The sequence below is a fragment of the Balneolaceae bacterium genome (assembly GCA_034521495.1).
Classification (GTDB): domain Bacteria; phylum Bacteroidota; class Rhodothermia; order Balneolales; family Balneolaceae; genus Rhodohalobacter.
In genome coordinates this window covers 740,972-759,864 of the sequence record JAXHMK010000009.1, presented here as the reverse complement: position 1 = coordinate 759,864, position 18,893 = coordinate 740,972, and the positions used below count along the sequence as shown (strand labels likewise).

Here is an 18,893-nt window from a genome sequence, read left to right as displayed (position 1 = left end):
TTATGGCAAACCTCAATATTGATTCAAAGAAAAAAGAACCTACGATGCCATCGTGATCGGCTCGGGTGCCACCGGCGGGTGGGCGGCTAAAGAACTTTGTGATAACGGCTTGAACACGCTGGTTCTGGAGCGCGGGCGGGATGTAAAACACATTGAAGATTATCCCACCGCATCCAAAGCGCCTTGGGAGTTTGAGTTTCGCGGGAGTGTTCCGCTCGAGAAACGAACCGGATACGGCAGCGATCGCTGGCTGCGGATGGAAACCCTGCACTGGCAACTCAAAGAAGACGAACAACCGTACATCGCCGAAAAACCGTTTCGATGGTTTCGTGGATATCATGTGGGTGGAAAGTCGCTGCTTTGGGCGCGTCAGACCCAGCGCTGGAGTGATTTCGATTTTGAAGGTCCCGCACGGGACGGATTTGCCGTGGACTGGCCAATCCGGTACGAAGATATTGAACCGTGGTACGACCATGTAGAAAAGTTTGCCGGAATAGCAGGAGATAAAGACGGCATTCCCGAACTACCGGACAGCATTGTTCAGCCCGCTTTTGAACTGAATGTAGTGGAGCACTATTTCAAAGAGAAATTGAAAGAACATTACGGAAATGATCGCCACCTGATCGCTGCCCGGTGTGCTCATCTCACCGATCCACAGGAAATTCACCTGCAACAGGGACGAAGCAAATGCCTCCATCAAACCATGTGTAATCGAGGTTGTAACCTGGGCGGATATTTTAGCAGTAATGCATCCACCCTTCCCTGGGCAATGAAAACCGGGAACCTGACGATGCGTCCCGATTCAGTCGTGCATTCCATTATTTATGATGACGAGAAAGAAAAAGTAACCGGTGTTCGAATCATCGACCGCCACTCCAAAGAGATGATGGAATTTTATGCGAACATCGTGTTTGTGAATGCGTCGGCCCTGAACAGCAACATAATTCTGCTGAATTCGAAATCCAACCGATTTCCGAATGGACTCGGAAACGATAACGGCCTGCTTGGAAAATATATCTCCTGGCACAACTACCGCGGAAAAGGAAGTGCGTCCGTTCCCGGATTTGAGGATAAGAAAACCGAAGGGCGGCGTCCCTCCTACGCATACATCCCGAGATTCCGAAATGTATTTGAGCAGCAATCGGATCTGGATTTTCAACGAGGATATGCCATTGGAATCAGCGCCGGACGTGGCAGGAGTTCCGATACGGATGCCATCGGTGACAATCTGCGTGAAAATATCCTCCATCCCAAACTGAACGACAACTGGCACATCAGCACCTGGATGATGGGCGAATGCGTGCCGCTTGAGAAAAATCATGTTCGGTTATCCGAAAGTGAAACAGATAAATATGGAATTCCACAGTTAATCGTCTCCTGCGAATGGGATGAAAACGACGATAAAATGACCGGGGATTACCTGCAGGAACAGACCGCAATGTTCGAGAAAGCCGGTTTCACCAATATTGAAGTGGAAGATACTCACTCTCCACCCGGTTCCGACATCCACGAGATGGGCGGCGTTCGAATGGGCCGCGACCCCAAAACGTCTCTCACCAACAAGTGGAACCAGCTCCACAACGCCAAAAATGTGTTTGTAACCGACGGCGCCTGCATGACCTCCACGGGCAGTCAAAACCCAACATTAACGTTTATGGCATTAACGGCCCGGGCGGCCAATTACGCTGTGGAAGAGTTGAAGAAAGGGAATATAATCTCCCTTGCCTTTTGGCTGTCCAAAAAGGATGTGAGAGAAATCAATATTCTCATTTTTGTCATACCGGACCCCGATCCGGTATCTCCAAGCATATTTAAAGTCTGGAGATTCTGAATCGAGTTCAGAATGACATTCTTTTTGAACAACCTATACGGGAGGGGTGTTGAACACCTTATGAGCTGAATTCCCTGAGCTTGTTTAAGTAATACTCCTATTTTAAAATTTCGAAACTCTTCCTCATATTCCTCAGAAAATTCGGGATCTGATTTTTTTCGATTACTAATTGAGGCTTGAAGATCCCTCATTTTATTTTCCTCCTTTTTTTAAAAATAATTCAGGACGCTTCCAATCGGAGTCACTCTCTTTTCACATATCAAACCCGTTGTCAAAATTTCTTCAACTACCTGAGCCTTCTCTGGTCATAATCATAAACTCCTCCGGTCTTCGTGCATCGTTCCAGTCATCCTGCATTTGAAGCAGATAGGTTGTGCCGCCATCCAATTCAAAGGTAGTGGGTAGTTCTTTCCAATCTTCTACTTCCTTGTAATCCATATCCTGTTTTTCATACAACCGCATTACGGGTACAATGTCTTGCAATTCTGTAGCTCGTATTTGCAGAGTTGTATTAGCGGCAGGTGTAACCTTAAAATAGTCCTGATCGTTAACCGGGAAAATGGCCGGGTGCAGGGTATCACCGATGGCAAAAGGTGTAGCCGTTTCCATGCTGTTGTTGGGTTCATGGCGGTCCATTTCTGGTAAGATATCTACCTTCCATTGTATGGGATCTTGTGAGGAAGCATCATCCCAATCGTCTATCAATTGCAGATAGTATTCTCCCGCTTCAGCGATAAACAGACCATATGGCAGTTCGCCAAAATCCCGTAACTGTTCGGTTTCATCTGTCCACTCGTCATAAGTAAGATATTTTACCCTGAGATTTAGGTCCTCCGGCACCTTGTTTGCCCTGGCAACCAGATATCCCTGCTTATCAACTTGTACTTTAAAATAATCATGATCTCCGTTGGGATAGATATATGCGTTATTGCTTTCGCCTGTTTCCATTTCAGTAGCTTGACCCAGGCTGTTGTTAGGTTCCTGTTTATCAAATTCGGGTATAAATTGCGCTCTTATTTCCACTGATTCATCTGATGCTTCATCATTCCAGTCATCCTGCATGGCAAAAAAGAGTGTGTCGGTTGCAGATACGGGAACAGCTGTCGGCAATTCACGCCAGTCGTTCACCCATTGATGTTTAGTGGATTCCCATGGCTGTCGGTGAGCAAAGCGTACACGCAAGCCAATTTCGTCGGGTATTTGCCGTGCCTGCACCGAAACATATCCCTGTCCCTCCACCGGGAGACCAAACCAGTCTACATCACCCACGGAGTCTATTTTCATGTTGATGGGCTTTTCCCAGGAAGGAATATTGGCTTGCATGATGTTGTTGTTTGGCTCGCCAACAGAATCTCCCCCATTACCTCCACAAGAAATAGATATCATTGGTATTAAGGTAAATAAGATCAGAAACTTAATTCTTTGTAAACACATTGAATTGGATTTTTTCTTTGGAAATAGATTTAAAGATCTCTTTTAAAACTTAATAAATAATTGTAAACCTGTCATAAGCAAGCAGAATAGCGGTAATTGAGCCATAAGCCTTGATATGCCACTTTTAGGAGTTCGATAGCTCTTTGAAAAATAGCTTGGTTTGAGGCATAGCAGACAAACACTTATGGCATGAGTTTTTTGGCAAGCCAACGTATTGAAGCTTATGTCACTCATCCGATATATACCACAGGCGAACGTACTCTTGAAGAGCGGCAAATTGGAAAACGATAAACAGGTAACCATATCAAAAAATGAGTTACTTGAATTAACCCCTTAACATTTCATCAATTCTTATTAGATTAATAAAAAGCAATGTTCCAAATCAAAACTATAGACAACCATGAAAAACTCGATTGTTTTTGCCATAACATTTTTAGCACTACTATTCACTATTCAACCCACGCAAGCCCAGGAGTCCGGCGAGCCGTTGTACACGGACGAGTTCGGTGTTCAAATGTATACATTCCGTAATGTCATCCCGGAAAAGGGATTGGAGGAAACACTGGATATCATCCGGGATATGGGCATCAAATATATTGAAGGCGGGCCGGGTGAAGGTCAGACCGCCGAAGAGTACCTGCAAATGCTGGAAGAACGCGATCTGGAGTTGGCCTCAACAGGGGCCGGTTTTGGTGAGCTTCGTGATAATCCACAGGCTATAGCAGATCGTGCAAATGAATTAGGTGCAAAATTCGTCATGTGTGCCTGGATCGATCATGAAGTAGGTAATTTCAATTTTTTAAATGCCAGTGAAGCGGTTGAAGTGTTCAACAAAGCGGGTGAAGTGATGGCAGAAAACGGGCTTACCTTCATGTACCACGCTCACGGATATGAATTCCAGCCACACGGCGAAGGAACCTTATTCGATTACATCGTTGAAAACACCGATCCCGAAAATGTAAAATTTCAGATGGATGTTTTCTGGGCGCATTTTGGTGGCGCTAATCCGGAATTCCTTCTCAAAACATATCCAAACAGATGGGTTTCCCTTCACTTGAAAGATATGCGAAAAGGAACACTGAAAGACCATACCGGACTCACCGATACAGATAATGATGTGATTCTCGGAACCGGCGAACTCAATATTCCAAACATCATCAATGCAGCAAATGAAATCGGGATTGATTACATGTTTATTGAAGATGAGAGCAGTGATCCGCTGTACCAGGTACCGGAAACCATTGAGTATTTGAAGAGTTTGACAACTGAGGATGTTTACGATTTTGAGAATATGCCGTAAAACCCATCCCCTCGGTCCCCTTCCCTATTCCGAAAAACACGGAACAAGGAAGGGGAAGACTCTTGATTAATTTAAAATGACAAAGAAAAAGCCCCTCCTTGTTTCGCTTCTTTTGGCGAAATAGGGAGGGGTTGGGGTGGGTCCAAAAAAGCCAAGTGAAACAGATTCCCAAAAAAAGAAAAACAATAACCGAACTGGCAAGAGAGTTTCGAAAGAATCCAACAGAAAGTGAAAAGATTCTTTGGGAACAGTTAAGAAAGCGTCGTTTGGATGGACATCGATTTGTCCGTCAAAAACCGTTGATCTATGAGCAAAATCAAAAACAACGTTTTTTCTTCATTGCAGATTTTTATTGTGCCCAAAAGAAGTTAGTGATTGAAGTTGACGGGCCTGTTCATGAGTATCAACAGTATTATGATTATCAACGAGATTTGGTTTTGGAGAAGCTTGGGTTGAGGACTCTTCGGATTTCGAATAGGGAACTGGAGGATATGGAGACGGTTAAAAGAAAGATTTTAAATTTGTTGAAATAGAATGTCTTTCGCTTGCGGGATCCTCATCCCCTACGCGAAATCCCTGTCTTCTCCAATGATCTAGTCGACTGTACAATCTTTAAAAAAGTTTAGTCAATCAGTAGCCACAAAAACACGAAATCACAAAATTATTTGTGTTTTGGTGCTTTTGTGGCCTCTTCTCAGGTGGGCTATTAAATTTATTTATTGATCCTGACACTATATTAATTTACTGGTTACTACACTAGCAAGTGTTAAATCCGATATTTGAAAGCATACATTGGAATAATTTAGATAATATCTTGCTGGAAAAATTATTCTACCAGCAGTAAGTCAAGGATATCACTTGTGCCTATGTTTTTTGCAAAGGCAAGGGGGCACAAGTGACGCTTCGCTTAACACTTGCACCAGATAAAAAGATTTTTGGTAGTTGTGATTTGAAATTTGGTTTTTCAGCCCTTCACCACCGCCAGCGGTTCCAGCTCCACCACAATATCAATCAGATCCTTCTGAAGATCCATCACTTTTTGGATGTCTTTGTACGATCCGGGAGCTTCATCAAGATCACTTTTATGTCGGATGGCATGCAAAATCCCACGTTCCTCCAGCGGTTTCGATTCCTCCTCGACGCTCAGTGTTTTCTTGGCCTGATTTCGGCTCATCACTCGTCCGGCCCCATGCGAGCAGGATTCAAACGCATCCCTGTTTCCTTTTCCTTTTACGATGTAGGAGTTCGTACCCTGCGATCCCGGAATCATTCCCAACTCGCCTTCTCTTGCTCTCGTGGCTCCTTTCCTGTGAATGATGAGATCTCTTCCAAAATGGTTTTCCCTTGCAGCAAAGTTGTGCGGCTTATTGATGAAATCCGAAAACTCTACATCTCCCAAAATATCTCTGAACGCTTGTTTAACTCTCTCCATCATTAACTTTCTGTTGTTCAGGGCAAACTCAATGCAATAATTCATTTCGCTCAGATAGTCTGAGAACTCATCCGTATCAGCCGGAAAAAATGCTAAGTCGGAACGGGTATCACTTTTCCATTTCTTATTCAGATCTTTCGCTTTTTGATTGTGATGTTTCGCAACTGTAAATCCGATATTCCTCGATCCGGAGTGAATCATAATCCAAACAAAACCATCTGATCCTTTCTGAATTTCAATAAAGTGATTCCCCCCGCCCAGCGTACCAACCTGATTTCGTGCACTTTCATACTCCTGCTCTACAATCTCAAGATTACCGTTTAAATCCGGCATCCACTTTTCATCCTGCTGTTGGTCATGATGGTTAAACCCAACCGGAACCGTTTTACGAATCAAACTCATAATCGATTTCAGATCATCGCGGCTGACCACTTTCCGATCTGTCCTCAGCGAACACATCCCGCACCCAATATCCACGCCAACTGCATTTGGTATGATGGCGTCCTCAGTCGCAAGTACTCCCCCAATAGGCATACCATATCCCTGGTGAGAATCCGGCATGATGGCAATATGTTTGTAGGCAAACGGAAGATTTGCCAGGTTTTTGGCCTGTTCCATTGCCCCTTCTTCCATATCATCCAGCCAAAGTTTAATTGGCAATCGTTCTGTGGATATTACTTTTTCCATCACTCTTTAATCTATATAACTAATTTATTCGCACTTCCAATTGAGCACTACTGTTAAAACGTAATAAGAATTTAAATGATTTCTTGATATACTCATCAAATGAATTAAATTCAGATCAAAATACGACGGACTCTAAATATCATCATGAAATATCTTATATCACTTTTTGCACTCGTACTTTGTTTTCAAACCGCCGATGCCCAACGGCTCACAGACGCCATCAAACTGAATCAAATCGGTTTTTATCCCGAATCACAAAAAATTGCTGTAGTTCCGGATAGTGTTTCCGGTAGTTTCTACGTGGTATCTCCCGATTTTTCGGACACACTCCTGACCGGCATACTTTCTGATATTTCTGAAGCACCCAACTCAGAGGAGCAAGTTCGAACAGCAGACTTTTCTGAAGTGAATCAAGCCGGACATTATGTACTCTGGATTCCGGGCCTGGGTCATTCTTACCCGTTTTCTATTTCTGATGATGTGTATGAAGAAGCCGCCAAAGCTGCTTTGAAAGGGTTCTATTTCCAGCGGGCTTCTACTGCTATTCCCTATGAATATGGCGGAAAATGGGCTCGCCCTGCAGGTCATTCTGACAATGAGGTGATCATTCATCCATCCGCGGCATCTGATCAACGGCCGGCTGGTTCAACCATATCGGCTCCAAAGGGTTGGTACGATGCGGGGGATTACAACAAATACGCTGTTAACTCGGGGATTTCTACCGCAACATTGCTCTCTCTGTATGAAGATTTTCCGGAGTATATGAACTCGTTTGAAATCGATATTCCCGAAAGTGAAAACGGGTTACCTGACATATTGGACGAGGCTCTCTGGAATTTACGATGGTATATGAAGATGCAGGATCCGTCAGACGGCGGTGTCTATCATAAGCTCACATCTCCAAATTTTTCCGGACAGGTGATGCCGGTTGAAGACACAGATGATCGATATGTGGTTCAAAAAAGTGTGACCGGCACGCTGAATTTTGCTGCGGTTATGGCACAGGCGGCCCGGGTTTTTCGTGGATATCAAAACGAAGCACCGGCCTTTGCAGATTCGGCTGTCATTGCTTCGCTGAACGCATGGCTTTGGGCTCGGCAAAATCAGGATGCGTTCTATAACCAAGGCGAACTGAACGAAGAGTTTGATCCCGATATTACCACCGGAGCGTATGGAGACGGCGACGCTACCGATGAATTTATCTGGGCAGCGACGGAGCTGTTTGCCACCACCAAAAACTCCCTCTTCTACAATGCAATTGATCTTTTCCCATCAGATCAAGTCACGGTTCCAAGCTGGGCTAATGTTCGTTCTCTGGCCTACTACACTATGGCCAGACTCTCCGAAGATCTTTCTGAGTCTGCTCCTGAGGATATCACAAAAGCCGAACAGATGATCGTTGCCATGGCAGACAGCCTGATCAACAGCGGAAATGAAACCGGCTATGGAACCATCATGGATCGAAGTGCTGACAACTATATCTGGGGAAGTTCATCCGTAGCTGCAAACCAGGGAATAGCACTGATACAGGCTTATTTGATTACGGAGAACGATAAATATATCGATTACGCCCTTTCCAATCTCGATTACCTGTTTGGACGAAATGCCACAGGATACTCCTTCCTCACCGGATACGGTTCTAAAACCCCAATGAATATTCACCACCGGCCGTCCGGTGCTCATATCATTCCCGAACCTGTTCCCGGATTATTGGCGGGAGGTCCAAATGCCGGTCAGCAGGATGGTTGTGAATATCCGTCTGATCTTCCCGCACTTTCATATGTAGATGATTACTGTTCTTACGCATCCAACGAAATTGCCATCAACTGGAATGCACCGATGGTGTATTTGTCGGCGGCTTTAGAGGCTTTGCAAGATCAGACTCCACTTTCACAGGAAAATTAATTTACTCCAAAGTTCCATCCCTAATTGCTGAAATTTAATTATCATTTTAGAAGGCTTTGCAAAACTCTGACCGTCATCCTGAACTTTCCCTCGGGATCCCTCCGGGGGATTCAGGATCTCCAGATACTGGCTGTAAAGACGAATGGAGAATCTGAATCGAGTTCAGATTGACCAATAACCACGGTTCTGCAAAGCCCTCTTTTAATGATTTCAATCTAAGAACCTCTCACAAAACGAATTTTTAAAAAGAAAAAGGAACAAAGGTTTAAGACCGCATGTTTTTAAAAAAGAATGTGAATTAAAAAGAGATCAAAAATGAAATATAATTTATTAGGGGATACTGGCCTGCTTGTCTCGGAACTTTGCTTTGGAACTATGACGTTTGGTGGTGAAGGAATGTGGGAAGCCATCGGTCAGCAGAAACAGGAAGAAGCGGATGAACTCATTAAGAAGTCTGTTGATTCGGGAATCAATTTTATTGATACCGCGAATATCTATTCGTTTGGACAATCCGAAACGATTCTTGGGAACAGTATCAAAAATCTCGATTTAATACGCGATGAACTGGTGATTGCAACGAAACTTCGTGGAAAAATGGGAGAGCAGCCGAATAATCAGGGCCTGTCCCGATATCACATCTTCAACTCGGTTGACAAGAGCTTGAAACGAATGCAGCTGGATCACATCGATCTTCTTTATGTGCATGGCGTTGATTCGGTTACATCTATCCGTGAAACAATGCGCGCATTGAATGATATTGTTGAAAGTGGAAAAGTGCGATACATTGGCGTTTGTAATTGGCCGGCCTGGATGGTGATGAAAGCTCTGGGGATCTCCCGCCAAGAAGGTTGGCATGAATTTAAAGCGATGCAATATTTCTACTCGCTTTCCGCTCGTGATGTGGAGGACGCACTTATCCCGCTAAGTCAATCGGAAAAACTCGGATTCATGCCCTGGAGTCCTCTCGCTGGTGGTTTTCTTTCCGGAAAATATACACGCAACAATAAAAAAGCCGGAGGTGGTTCACGTCGCGATGAATTCGACTTCCCTCCCATCAACAAAGAACAAGCCTTTGATATTGTGAATGTAATGGAAGGGATTGCTGAAAATCATGAAGCTTCTGTTGCTGAAGTAGCTCTCGCCTGGGTTCGGTTACAATCCGGTGTAACGAGTACCATTATCGGTGCAAAAAATATGAACCAACTCACCTCAAACATTAACTCTGCTAAGCTGGAATTGAGTAATGATGAGTTGAGTAAGTTAGACGAAGCTTCTTCGACAAGCGATCGATATCCCTTTTGGATGGTGGATAGACAGGGCGCAAACAGGATCCCAACTTCTGAAGAATAATTATCTGTTTGAAATTTTTTTGAGCTACTGATGTTCATCTTAATCTCTTGTATCTTAAACAATACGTTAATCGGAATTTTAAACTGAAGAATGTTCAAATGTTATCAAAAAAAATTGAATCGATGTTAAACGACCAGGTTCAGCATGAATTTATAGCTGGAAACTGGTACTTGTCTATGTCATCCTGGGCAGAGGTAAATGGCTTTCACGGTACCGCTGGTTTTTTCCTGGAACAGTCTAAAGAGGAAAATTTTCATGCGATGAAGATTTTTCATTATATCAATGACCGGGACGGACATGCCATTGCACCGGCAGTATCAAAACCGGAAAGTGATTTTAACTCTTTTCGACATCTCTTTGAACGAGGTTTAGAACTTGAACAGGAAAACACACAAAAAATCGATAACCTTGTAGAAGCTGCCCAAGAAGCGAAAGACAATGCCACTCAGCAGTTTTTACAGTGGTATGTAGATGAGCAGGTGGAGGAAGAGGAATTATTCCGAACTATTTTGGATAAACTAAATATTCTGGGTGATAAAGGTCCCGGATTGTATATGCTCGATCAGGAATTGGGAAATCGTCAGGCAGATTTGCCCGCTGATGAAAATGATGAAACTGAATAAATTTTTCGCAGATACAGCCTAATAATTCTACGATATCATAGAAACAAATCTTAATAATTCATTTTTTAAGGATGAAATACAGAACACTCGGTAAAACAGGTTTTAAAATTTCTGAAGTTTCGCTGGGAACATGGCAGCTTGGCGGAAAATGGGGGCAGGGACTACATCCCGATACCGCCCAAAAAACTTTGCAAAAAGCGTTCGATAACGGAGTTAATTTTATCGATACAGCCGATGTGTACAAAGACACGGAAAGTGAAGTTGAAGTGGGCAAAGCGATCAAAAAAACAAGCGAACGAATTTATGTTGCTACAAAATGCGGTCGCCAAATCAGTCCTCACACCAACGAAAATTACACTCCTGATGCACTTCGGGGATACGTGGAAGATTCTCTGAAGCGCCTGGATGTGGAGGCTCTTGACCTTGTACAGCTTCATTGTCCGCCGACAGAAGTGTACTACCGGCCCGAAATATTTGGTGAGTTTGAGAAACTCAAAGAGGAAGGAAAAATCCTGAATCTTGGTGTAAGCATAGAAAAAATTGAAGAGGGATTGAAGGCCATTGAGTACGACAATGTGACCACCATTCAGGTAATCTACAACATGTTCCGGCAGCGTCCGCATGAAGAGCTTTTTCCAAAAGCACAGGATAATCATGTGGGAATCATCGTTCGGGTTCCATTAGCCAGCGGACTTCTAACCGGTAAATTCTCCAAAGACACAACCTTCGATAAGAAAGATCATAGAAACTTTAACCGCGAAGGTAAATTCTTTGATGTCGGCGAGACCTTCTCAGGAATCCCCTATGAAACGGGAATTGAAGCTGTAGAACGTTTAAAAGAAGCTGTTGGCGAGGACACAAATCTCGTACACCTGGCACTCCGCTGGATTTTAATGCGCGATGAAGTGAGTGTTGTGATTCCGGGTGCTTCATCCGACAAACACGTAAAATCCAACTGCGATGCATCGGAAACACCACCCATTTCGGATGAAACCATGGAAAAAATTGATGAGATTTATGAGGAGATGATCAAGCCGCATGTTCATCAGCGATGGTAACAGTGGGATAAGGTTTCTGGTTGCTGGTTAAAAGTTATCCACAGTCTTGTTAATAACTCATTTATTTTGTGGATACCTTTGTGAATAACTCATCGAAATTCTTTCGTGCATATTTCTTACTTTTTATTTTGAGTAGTCGGAAAGCTCATTCCAGATATTCCGGGAACATCCATTCAATTCTCATTTTTTAAATTTAGCAGCAGATGGCCAATCAAAATGGCTCTAAGTCGTCCAACAGTTCGCGGTCACTTCAACATGATGGCGGACGTATTCCACCCCAGGCTGTGGAGGTGGAAGAAGCCGTTTTGGGTGCGATGTTGATTGAGCGTGAAGCAGCAACGATTGCTCTCCAGCTTTTACGTCCCGAAGATTTTTACAAACCCGCCAACAAACACATTTTTGAAACGCTTTTTGAGCTTTATGAACGGGATAATCCGCTGGATCTGCTCACTGTGGAAAATGAACTGCGTGACAAAAGTCTGCTGGATGTTGTAGGCGGAACCGGATACCTGGCTGACCTGACGCGCTCGGTTAGTTCGGCAGCCAATATCGATTATCATGCGCAGATCATAACGGAAAAATCGATTAAGCGAAATTTAATCCTGCACTGCAATGAGATCATCAAAACGGCGTATGATACAACTTCTGATGCCTCTGATGTACTGGATGAAGCCGAGCAGCGAATTTTTGATCTTTCCAACAATAAAACCAGGTCTAATGCCACTATTATCGGAGATATCCTAAAAGATACACTTGGCTACCTGGAAGATCTTCGCGGAAAACCGGAAGGGGTCACAGGCGTTCCCTCGGGACTGGATGTAGATAAATATACATCCGGCTGGCAGAATGGAGACCTGGTCATCATTGCGGCTCGTCCCTCGATGGGTAAAACGGCGTTTACACTTACCGCCGCCCGAAATGCGGCCCTACATGCAAATGAGGAGATGCGGACAAATGTGGCGATCTTCAGTTTGGAGATGTCATCCCAGCAGTTGGTCCAGCGATTTCTGACGATGGAAGCGCGAATCAACGCCCAGGATGCACGAACCGGTCGTGTGAAAGATGAAGATTTTAAACGAATGATCGACGCAGCGAGCCGCCTTTTTACGGCCGGTATTTTTATAGATGACACCCCCAGCCTGAGCTTAATGGAACTTCGCACAAAATGCCGGAGACTTAAAAGTGAACACGACATTGGCCTTATTGTTGTGGATTATCTTCAGCTGATGACTGCCAACGCCCGAGATTTTGGAAATCGAGAACAGGAAATTGCAACAATTTCGCGAGGGTTAAAAGCACTGGCTAAAGAACTGGATGTACCTGTAGTTGCTCTTGCACAGTTGAGCCGTGCAGTTGAACAGAGAGGCGGAGACAAACGGCCACAGTTGAGTGACTTACGGGAGTCCGGATCTATTGAGCAGGATGCCGATGTAGTTTGCTTCCTTTACCGGCCTGAATACTATGGAATTACCACAACGGCCGAGGGGGAATCCACCAATGGCCTCGCTGAACTAATTATTGGCAAGCAGCGGAATGGCCCTGTGGGAACAACCCGCATGTTCTTCGTGAAAGAGTACGCCCGGTTCGAACGACTCTCCAGAATTGACCGCGGAAACACGCCGGGAGGTGACGACTACCTTGAAGAACCTGAAAACAATAATGATGGCCCATCTATGCCTCCTCCTACCCACAATCCCGGCGGCGGAGATGACGACGAAGCGCCGTTTTAGATTGGTACATTCATAATTGTTGTCAGTTGTTCGTTGAACTTCTTCACTGCCCGTTCGTGCATCTATACATTACACAAGTGAAGACTTGCCTGATTGGTGATTTTTGATATGCGATATTCGATCTCTGATCTGTCCTGTACTTCGCATATCTGCGATCGGATATCTCCAATCGCATATCATAGAAGTGGATGCTTTTCTAAATTATCTCTTCCACGAAGATGAGAATAAATCATCTCATTCTTACCTCGAAAAAGCACAAATTCCTAAATCCACAGAACAACGATATTGATGTTAGAGAAGTTACTCCGAAAATTATTTCATATGATATATATGTTATTAAAAATCAGATAGTTAACTCTTTATATAATTGGAAACTTTTTCTTGTTTCATCCCGAGGCATCGGGACTGTGAAACAGAATGCAGGTGGTGCTCTGCTCCACCCTATATTGGCTTTAAACGGGCAGCAGAGCAGCCCAGACTACCATCTCGGAGCAGAGCACCGAGACGAGAGTAAGTTGCAGTTCGTTTTGCAATGAACTACCTCGGGGCAAAGCCCACGAGGTATCAACTTATAATCCAAATTTTTTTAACAATGGTTGCACTTATTGTGAAGTGTCCCCCTTTGAAGAGCCTGTCCCGACACTTCGGGAGGGCAATGGGGGATGATCAATCTCCCCTTGAGGGGAGTACGGCTTTAGCCGGGAGGGGTGTAATGCCTCAGAACCAAGACTTTGTCAATTCAAAACTCAGAACATCATCCCCCAGCTCACTCTGTTCGCTTCCCCCTTCTCCCGAAAGGGGCGTCATCAATAGCATGGGGTGAAACCCTATGAAAAATAACGCATTTCATTCGATCAGCCCTGAAAGGGCGTAAGCCCAAGAGATTGTCAGGGGAAAGCTTGCGCCCTTTCAGGGCTACACTATTCCTATGATTCCCAATACATAGGACTCCGTCCTATGCTATTGATGACGCCCCTTCGGGGCTTTTGATCGCAAAAACTCCTTGGTCCCGACGGTTGGGGACGTTTCAAAAACCGAGAGAAATTTCATCGTCATTGCTAATTATTTGCTTAAAAAAATGGGGCAAGTCCTCATAAATCAGAGAAGTTACCCCGAAATTTTAAGTTTAAGTATGCTAAAATATTAAATAACAGTAGTTTAATACATTTAACAAGTGGAAATGGTGATTTTGGGAAAATAACCGACCTTGAATAGTTGGCGGGAAAAAGGACAACGAGAGAACCGTGAGAAGAATCCTTTCATACCGGTGAGAAGCGAAATTTAAGGGCTGAAAGCGTGATGGACCATTGAAAGGATTCCACGGTGAACTCGTGTCCGCCGCCAAGTATTCACAGTCTTGATTTTTCGTTCTTTTGTATCAAGACAAAAGGACATACAACATGCAATAAGTTTACACTTACAATAATGGGGTAAGTCCTCATAAATCACGGTTGATTTTAGCGATAAAATTTATGGAGCTATAGATCCGCTTAGCTGAGCATTTCCACTTCCCCTAATATCTGCTTTCGTAAAACGAAGCCGAAATTCGGTACCCTTGCCGCTACTGTTAAAACTGTATTCTGCTTCGAGCTGTAAAGCCAGGGTTTTTATAAGGTGTATTCCCAGTGATTTTGCATCCTGGCTGGTAAAGGATTTGGGCAACCCTATACCGTTATCTTTAATCTCAATATCAACCGAATCATTAACTATGGATAGGTTAACATCAAGAATACCTTTTTTTCTACCTTTAAAAGCGTGTTTATACACATTGGTTATCACTTCATTCACAATTAATGCACAGGGTATTGCCTGATTTATATTCAATTCCAGGGGTACAGGAGTAAACCGAACGTCAATGTTCTTATCCTGACCCATCGTGGACGATATACTTTCAATTAACTTTTCTAAAATTTTGGAGAAAGACAATTTTGAAAAATTACCAGACTGATATAGTATTTCGTGTATGGTAGCCATTGTGTGAATCCTCGAAATACTGGCATTCAATTTTTCTTCAATCAGTTCATTCTCTTCTTCGTAGGCCTGCAGCTGCATCATGGCAGAAACAACAGCAAGATTATTTTTTACCCTGTGATGAATCTCTGCCAGCAGCACCTCTTTTTCCCGAAGCGACTCTTTCAGCTCTGTTTCACTCACTTTCTTTTCAGTAATATCAATTCCAACGCACTGTATTTCGGTGGGCTTCCCGGCGTTGTCTGTCAGGCATACAAAATCCCACAGAGTGGTTTTTATCTTTCCATTTTTACCCGGTTTATCAATCTCTACCTGGTATACTTCATTGGGATTGTTCATACACTGGTCCACAACCTGTCTCACACGGTCATGGTGATACTCCTTAATTGAAATCATACTGTGGGTTCCTTCAAGGTTATCCTTGTCATGAATCCACCCATACTCTTCCTTAAATTTGGGATTATAGTATGTATAGTATCCTTCCAGATCCGTTCGGATAATATAATTCGTCTGTGAATCGATAATACCCTGGAGTCTTGATTCACTTTTCAGTATCCGCTCTTTCGAAATCTTATTTTCGATAGCCGATCCAAGATTAATCGCAATCGTTTTTAGAAACGTAACTTCCTCTTCACTCCAGATCCTTTCATTTACGCAATCATCAAATCCCATGAAGCCTCTGAACTGCTTATTGGTAAAAACCGGCAGAGCAAGAATCGATTTGATCTGCTGGCCTGAAATAAATTCCGCTAGCTCCTTGTCCTCAATTTCCGATACTACTTTATTAAACCCACCTTCATGGATCACTTGATCCATAAAACTCTGAATATCATCAAACGGATGATTCTGGTGATTGGGGTTATCAATTTCGCGGGTCGTTCCCTCCGATACCCATTCCGCCTTCATGGATATAGCATCCTGACCGGTTTCATGCAGAATGGAGTGTTCAAAAAAGTAGACCCTGTCCGCCCCGGCAACTTCACCGAACTGCTCAAGGCTTTTGTCCAGGGCTCGAAACCAGTCATCTTCTTTGATCAATAAGGCATTAAAACGTGCTATAGCATCAAGCTGCCTGGTTTTTTCTTTTAGCTTCTCTTCGGCCGTTTTTCTTTTATGAATATCCTGAAAGCTGCCGTATATCCGAACCGGTTTGCCATTTACAATCTCAGCTTTTCCTATCGTCCTGATCCATTTCTCATTTCCCTTAGCCGTGATGATGGGCAGTTCAAGATCCCACGGAGTGCCGTTTTTCATCGTCTCTTCGGCTGCCTGCTGGATAAGTTCCCTGGCCTCTCCTTCTTTATAATAGTTTAAAACAGCATCAAGGTCAGGCTCAAAGTCCGGTTCCTCTTCGTGGATCTGCCGGGTAATGTCAGACCAATACACCTCTTCATTGATTAAATCCACCTCCCAGCTCCCTATTTTGGCAAGCCGGTTCGCCCGGTCAAGGAGCTGCCGAAGCTCCTTTTCTTCCGTTACGTCTTTAGCTACGCTGTATGTGATCTTTTCATCATAAAAGGGTTTTGTAGTCCACGACAACCAGATTACTTTCCCCGATTTGGTGATATGGCGGTTCTCGAAATAGTGATTCCCTTCTCCCCTGTTTAATGCCTCAAACTCCTCCTCTGTTTTCTGTTTATCTGCCGGATGCACAAATTCAATGATTGGCGTATTCAATAATTCTTTTTCGGTATATCCCAGCAGCTCGCTCATTGCCGGATTTACTTTTTTATAATAACCGTCGAGCCCCGCAATGCAGATCACGTCCGGGGCAGAGTTAAATATTCTTGAGAGTTCTTCCTCAACTTCTTTGCGTTTAATTTCGGATGCAAACTGATCTGCTAACTCTTTAAACAGATCCACATAATAACGTTCACTTTTCAGATCTTTCGATGCTAACAAAACAAGTACACCCAGTACATCCTCTTCATCGATTACGGGGAAACTGAACGCGGTTTTTACTCCGGCTTTTGCGGCTTTTTCCCGCCGGATAAATGTTTTTCGTTTATCCAGGTTTCTCCAGAACAAGTTCTTCTTTTGCTTCCATGTTTTACCTGGCAGGCCCTCTCCTTTTTTAAATACCTCAACTTTTTTCCCGTCTGTATAAAATTGTTCTATTTCAGGATTTCCAATCGAATGGGCCGCAAGATTCATCAATGTTCGGTCTCTATCCGCAAGCCAAAATTCAACCGCATCAAAGTAGTGCAGACTGGCAATTTCATCCAGCGAAGATTGCAGGGCACTTCTTACGGTTTCTTCTCTGTTAAAAATCAAACTTATTTCGGACGAAAGTGCTTTCTGAAGTTCCTGAAGTTTACGATCGGTTATATCCTTCTGGATAGATATAAAATGTGTACATTTGCCCCTTTCAAACATTGGGCTCAGCGAAATATTCACCCAGTACTCATCACCACTTTTGTTGTAGTTGAGAAGCTCCACTTCCACGCTTTCCCGGTTTCGAATTGCATTACGTAATTCTTGAAGCTGCTTCGACCCGGTATTCGCCCCTTGCAGTATGCGGGGCGTTTTCCCGATTACATCTTCGGCCGTGTAGCCCGTCATTTTCTCAAAACTTCGGTTTACGTAGACGATCTCAGGGCCTTCAGGGGCCTCAACCGGTTCCGCTTTCGTAATCAAAACCGCGTCGTTGGCCTCGGTCACCACCGATTCCATCAGTTTCAGGTTCAATTCCGCCTGTTTCTCTTTGGTAATATCAATCACAATGGAATCCCAGACCACACGGCCGTCTTTCTTACTGACCGGATTACCCATTCCCCGCAGCCAGCGCGTGGTACCATCCGGATGGTGATACCGGTACTCACACACCCATTTTGTGTTCTTCTCCGCAGATTCATTCATGGACTGAATCACACGGTCCACGTCATCCTTGTGAATATTCTTCCATCCAAGGCTTTTGTCTTTAAAAATATCATCGGGATTGAAACCCAAAACCTGCTTCACTTCGCCGGTTACAAAGTGTATTTTTTCAAATCCATCCGGTTTCGTCACATATCGATAGATTACGCCGGGCACATTGTTCATCACTCCCTTCAGGCTCTCTTGCCTGTCCGTCGTATCGAACATGTCGATCAGCTCTATACTAACCATTTTATTGCCGTCAGCATCGGCAAAAATAGATGATGAAAACTCACACCAAAATCTTTTTCCGTTTTTCCGAATCCCAATCACTTCACCTGACGTACTGCCCTTCTCTTCTCGTTCCTTCAGTTTCTCAGAGAAGTCCGGTGACTTCGGATCGATCATACCCTGCATTCCCTGTTTCTTGAACTCCTCTTCCGTGTAACCGAACATACGGCATGCGGCTTTGTTTGCCTCAAGAATAGTGCCATCGGGCCGTGTAATAAATAGCGCCGCTATGGAGTTCTCAAAGACAAACCGGTAGTGTTCTCTCTGTGTGTAGATTTGGTGGTTCGATTTTTCTTTTACTTCATCTCTCTCAGTACGTTTTTTATTCGTCATAACCTATACATTTTAACCTATTAAGCCCGGTTTAGATAAATGGGTGAGCACTTATTAAGCTTTATCACACATGACTCTTATACTTGTATATT

The 18,893-nt window shown here is 43.8% G+C and carries 11 protein-coding genes; 8 read left to right on the top strand and 3 right to left on the bottom strand.

Features of this window, described 5'->3' with window-relative positions:
• Positions 1–52: 52 nt before the first annotated feature.
• On the top strand, positions 53–1,831 hold the full coding sequence (locus U5K72_08350) for a GMC family oxidoreductase (GenBank protein MDZ7718810.1): 1,779 nt from the start codon (positions 53–55) through the stop codon (positions 1,829–1,831).
• Positions 1,832–2,113: 282 nt separating this feature from the next.
• On the opposite strand, the gene U5K72_08345 is transcribed toward U5K72_08350, so the two are convergent.
• Positions 2,114–3,217: a hypothetical protein gene (locus U5K72_08345; GenBank protein ID MDZ7718809.1), complete on the bottom strand. Its 1,104-nt coding sequence runs from the start codon at positions 3,215–3,217 to the stop codon at positions 2,114–2,116.
• A 448-nt stretch (positions 3,218–3,665) separates the two neighbouring features.
• Between U5K72_08345 and U5K72_08340 the strand changes: the two genes are divergently transcribed.
• On the top strand, positions 3,666–4,565 hold the full coding sequence (locus tag U5K72_08340) for a TIM barrel protein (protein MDZ7718808.1): 900 nt from the start codon (positions 3,666–3,668) through the stop codon (positions 4,563–4,565).
• A 155-nt stretch (positions 4,566–4,720) separates the two neighbouring features.
• Positions 4,721–5,098 (top strand): endonuclease domain-containing protein, encoded by a 378-nt coding sequence (locus U5K72_08335; protein MDZ7718807.1) that lies wholly within the window; start codon positions 4,721–4,723, stop codon positions 5,096–5,098.
• A 431-nt stretch (positions 5,099–5,529) separates the two neighbouring features.
• On the opposite strand, the gene U5K72_08330 is transcribed toward U5K72_08335, so the two are convergent.
• The gene (locus U5K72_08330) at positions 5,530–6,684 is read right to left on the bottom strand and encodes an RtcB family protein (protein ID MDZ7718806.1); all 1,155 of its coding nucleotides are present in this window, start codon (positions 6,682–6,684) and stop codon (positions 5,530–5,532) included.
• Positions 6,685–6,828: 144 nt separating this feature from the next.
• Between U5K72_08330 and U5K72_08325 the strand changes: the two genes are divergently transcribed.
• The 5 genes from U5K72_08325 to dnaB all read left to right on the top strand — a co-directional run bounded on the left by U5K72_08325 (position 6,829) and on the right by dnaB (position 13,350).
• Entirely contained in the window at positions 6,829–8,589 is a 1,761-nt protein-coding gene (locus U5K72_08325; protein MDZ7718805.1) for a glycoside hydrolase family 9 protein, read from the top strand.
• A gap of 315 nt (positions 8,590–8,904) precedes the next feature.
• Entirely contained in the window at positions 8,905–9,939 is a 1,035-nt protein-coding gene (locus tag U5K72_08320; GenBank protein ID MDZ7718804.1) for an aldo/keto reductase, read from the top strand.
• A gap of 98 nt (positions 9,940–10,037) precedes the next feature.
• Positions 10,038–10,562 carry a ferritin gene (locus U5K72_08315; protein ID MDZ7718803.1) on the top strand — a complete coding sequence of 175 codons (525 nt, stop codon included), beginning with the start codon at positions 10,038–10,040 and terminating at the stop codon, positions 10,560–10,562.
• Positions 10,563–10,633: 71 nt separating this feature from the next.
• Positions 10,634–11,620, top strand: coding sequence for an aldo/keto reductase (locus U5K72_08310; protein MDZ7718802.1), 987 nt, complete (start codon positions 10,634–10,636; stop codon positions 11,618–11,620).
• Between the two features lie 203 nt (positions 11,621–11,823).
• Positions 11,824–13,350, top strand: coding sequence for a replicative DNA helicase (dnaB, locus tag U5K72_08305; GenBank protein ID MDZ7718801.1), 1,527 nt, complete (start codon positions 11,824–11,826; stop codon positions 13,348–13,350).
• Between the two features lie 1,470 nt (positions 13,351–14,820).
• On the opposite strand, the gene U5K72_08300 is transcribed toward dnaB, so the two are convergent.
• Positions 14,821–18,801: a PAS domain S-box protein gene (locus U5K72_08300; protein MDZ7718800.1), complete on the bottom strand. Its 3,981-nt coding sequence runs from the start codon at positions 18,799–18,801 to the stop codon at positions 14,821–14,823.
• Positions 18,802–18,893 lie beyond the last annotated feature (92 nt).

Bases quoted from the DNA above. Each gene is read 5' to 3' on its own strand.
- U5K72_08345 (MDZ7718809.1), bottom strand. From the start codon at position 3,217: ATGATATCTATTTCTTGTGGAGGTAATGGGGGAGATTCTGTTGGCGAG.
- U5K72_08340 (MDZ7718808.1), top strand. From the start codon at position 3,666: ATGAAAAACTCGATTGTTTTTGCCATAACATTTTTAGCACTACTATTC.
- U5K72_08330 (MDZ7718806.1), bottom strand. From the start codon at position 6,684: ATGGAAAAAGTAATATCCACAGAACGATTGCCAATTAAACTTTGGCTG.
- U5K72_08325 (MDZ7718805.1), top strand. From the start codon at position 6,829: ATGAAATATCTTATATCACTTTTTGCACTCGTACTTTGTTTTCAAACC.
- U5K72_08320 (MDZ7718804.1), top strand. From the start codon at position 8,905: ATGAAATATAATTTATTAGGGGATACTGGCCTGCTTGTCTCGGAACTT.
- U5K72_08315 (MDZ7718803.1), top strand. From the start codon at position 10,038: ATGTTATCAAAAAAAATTGAATCGATGTTAAACGACCAGGTTCAGCAT.
- U5K72_08310 (MDZ7718802.1), top strand. From the start codon at position 10,634: ATGAAATACAGAACACTCGGTAAAACAGGTTTTAAAATTTCTGAAGTT.
- dnaB (MDZ7718801.1), top strand. From the start codon at position 11,824: ATGGCCAATCAAAATGGCTCTAAGTCGTCCAACAGTTCGCGGTCACTT.
- U5K72_08300 (MDZ7718800.1), bottom strand. From the start codon at position 18,801: ATGACGAATAAAAAACGTACTGAGAGAGATGAAGTAAAAGAAAAATCG.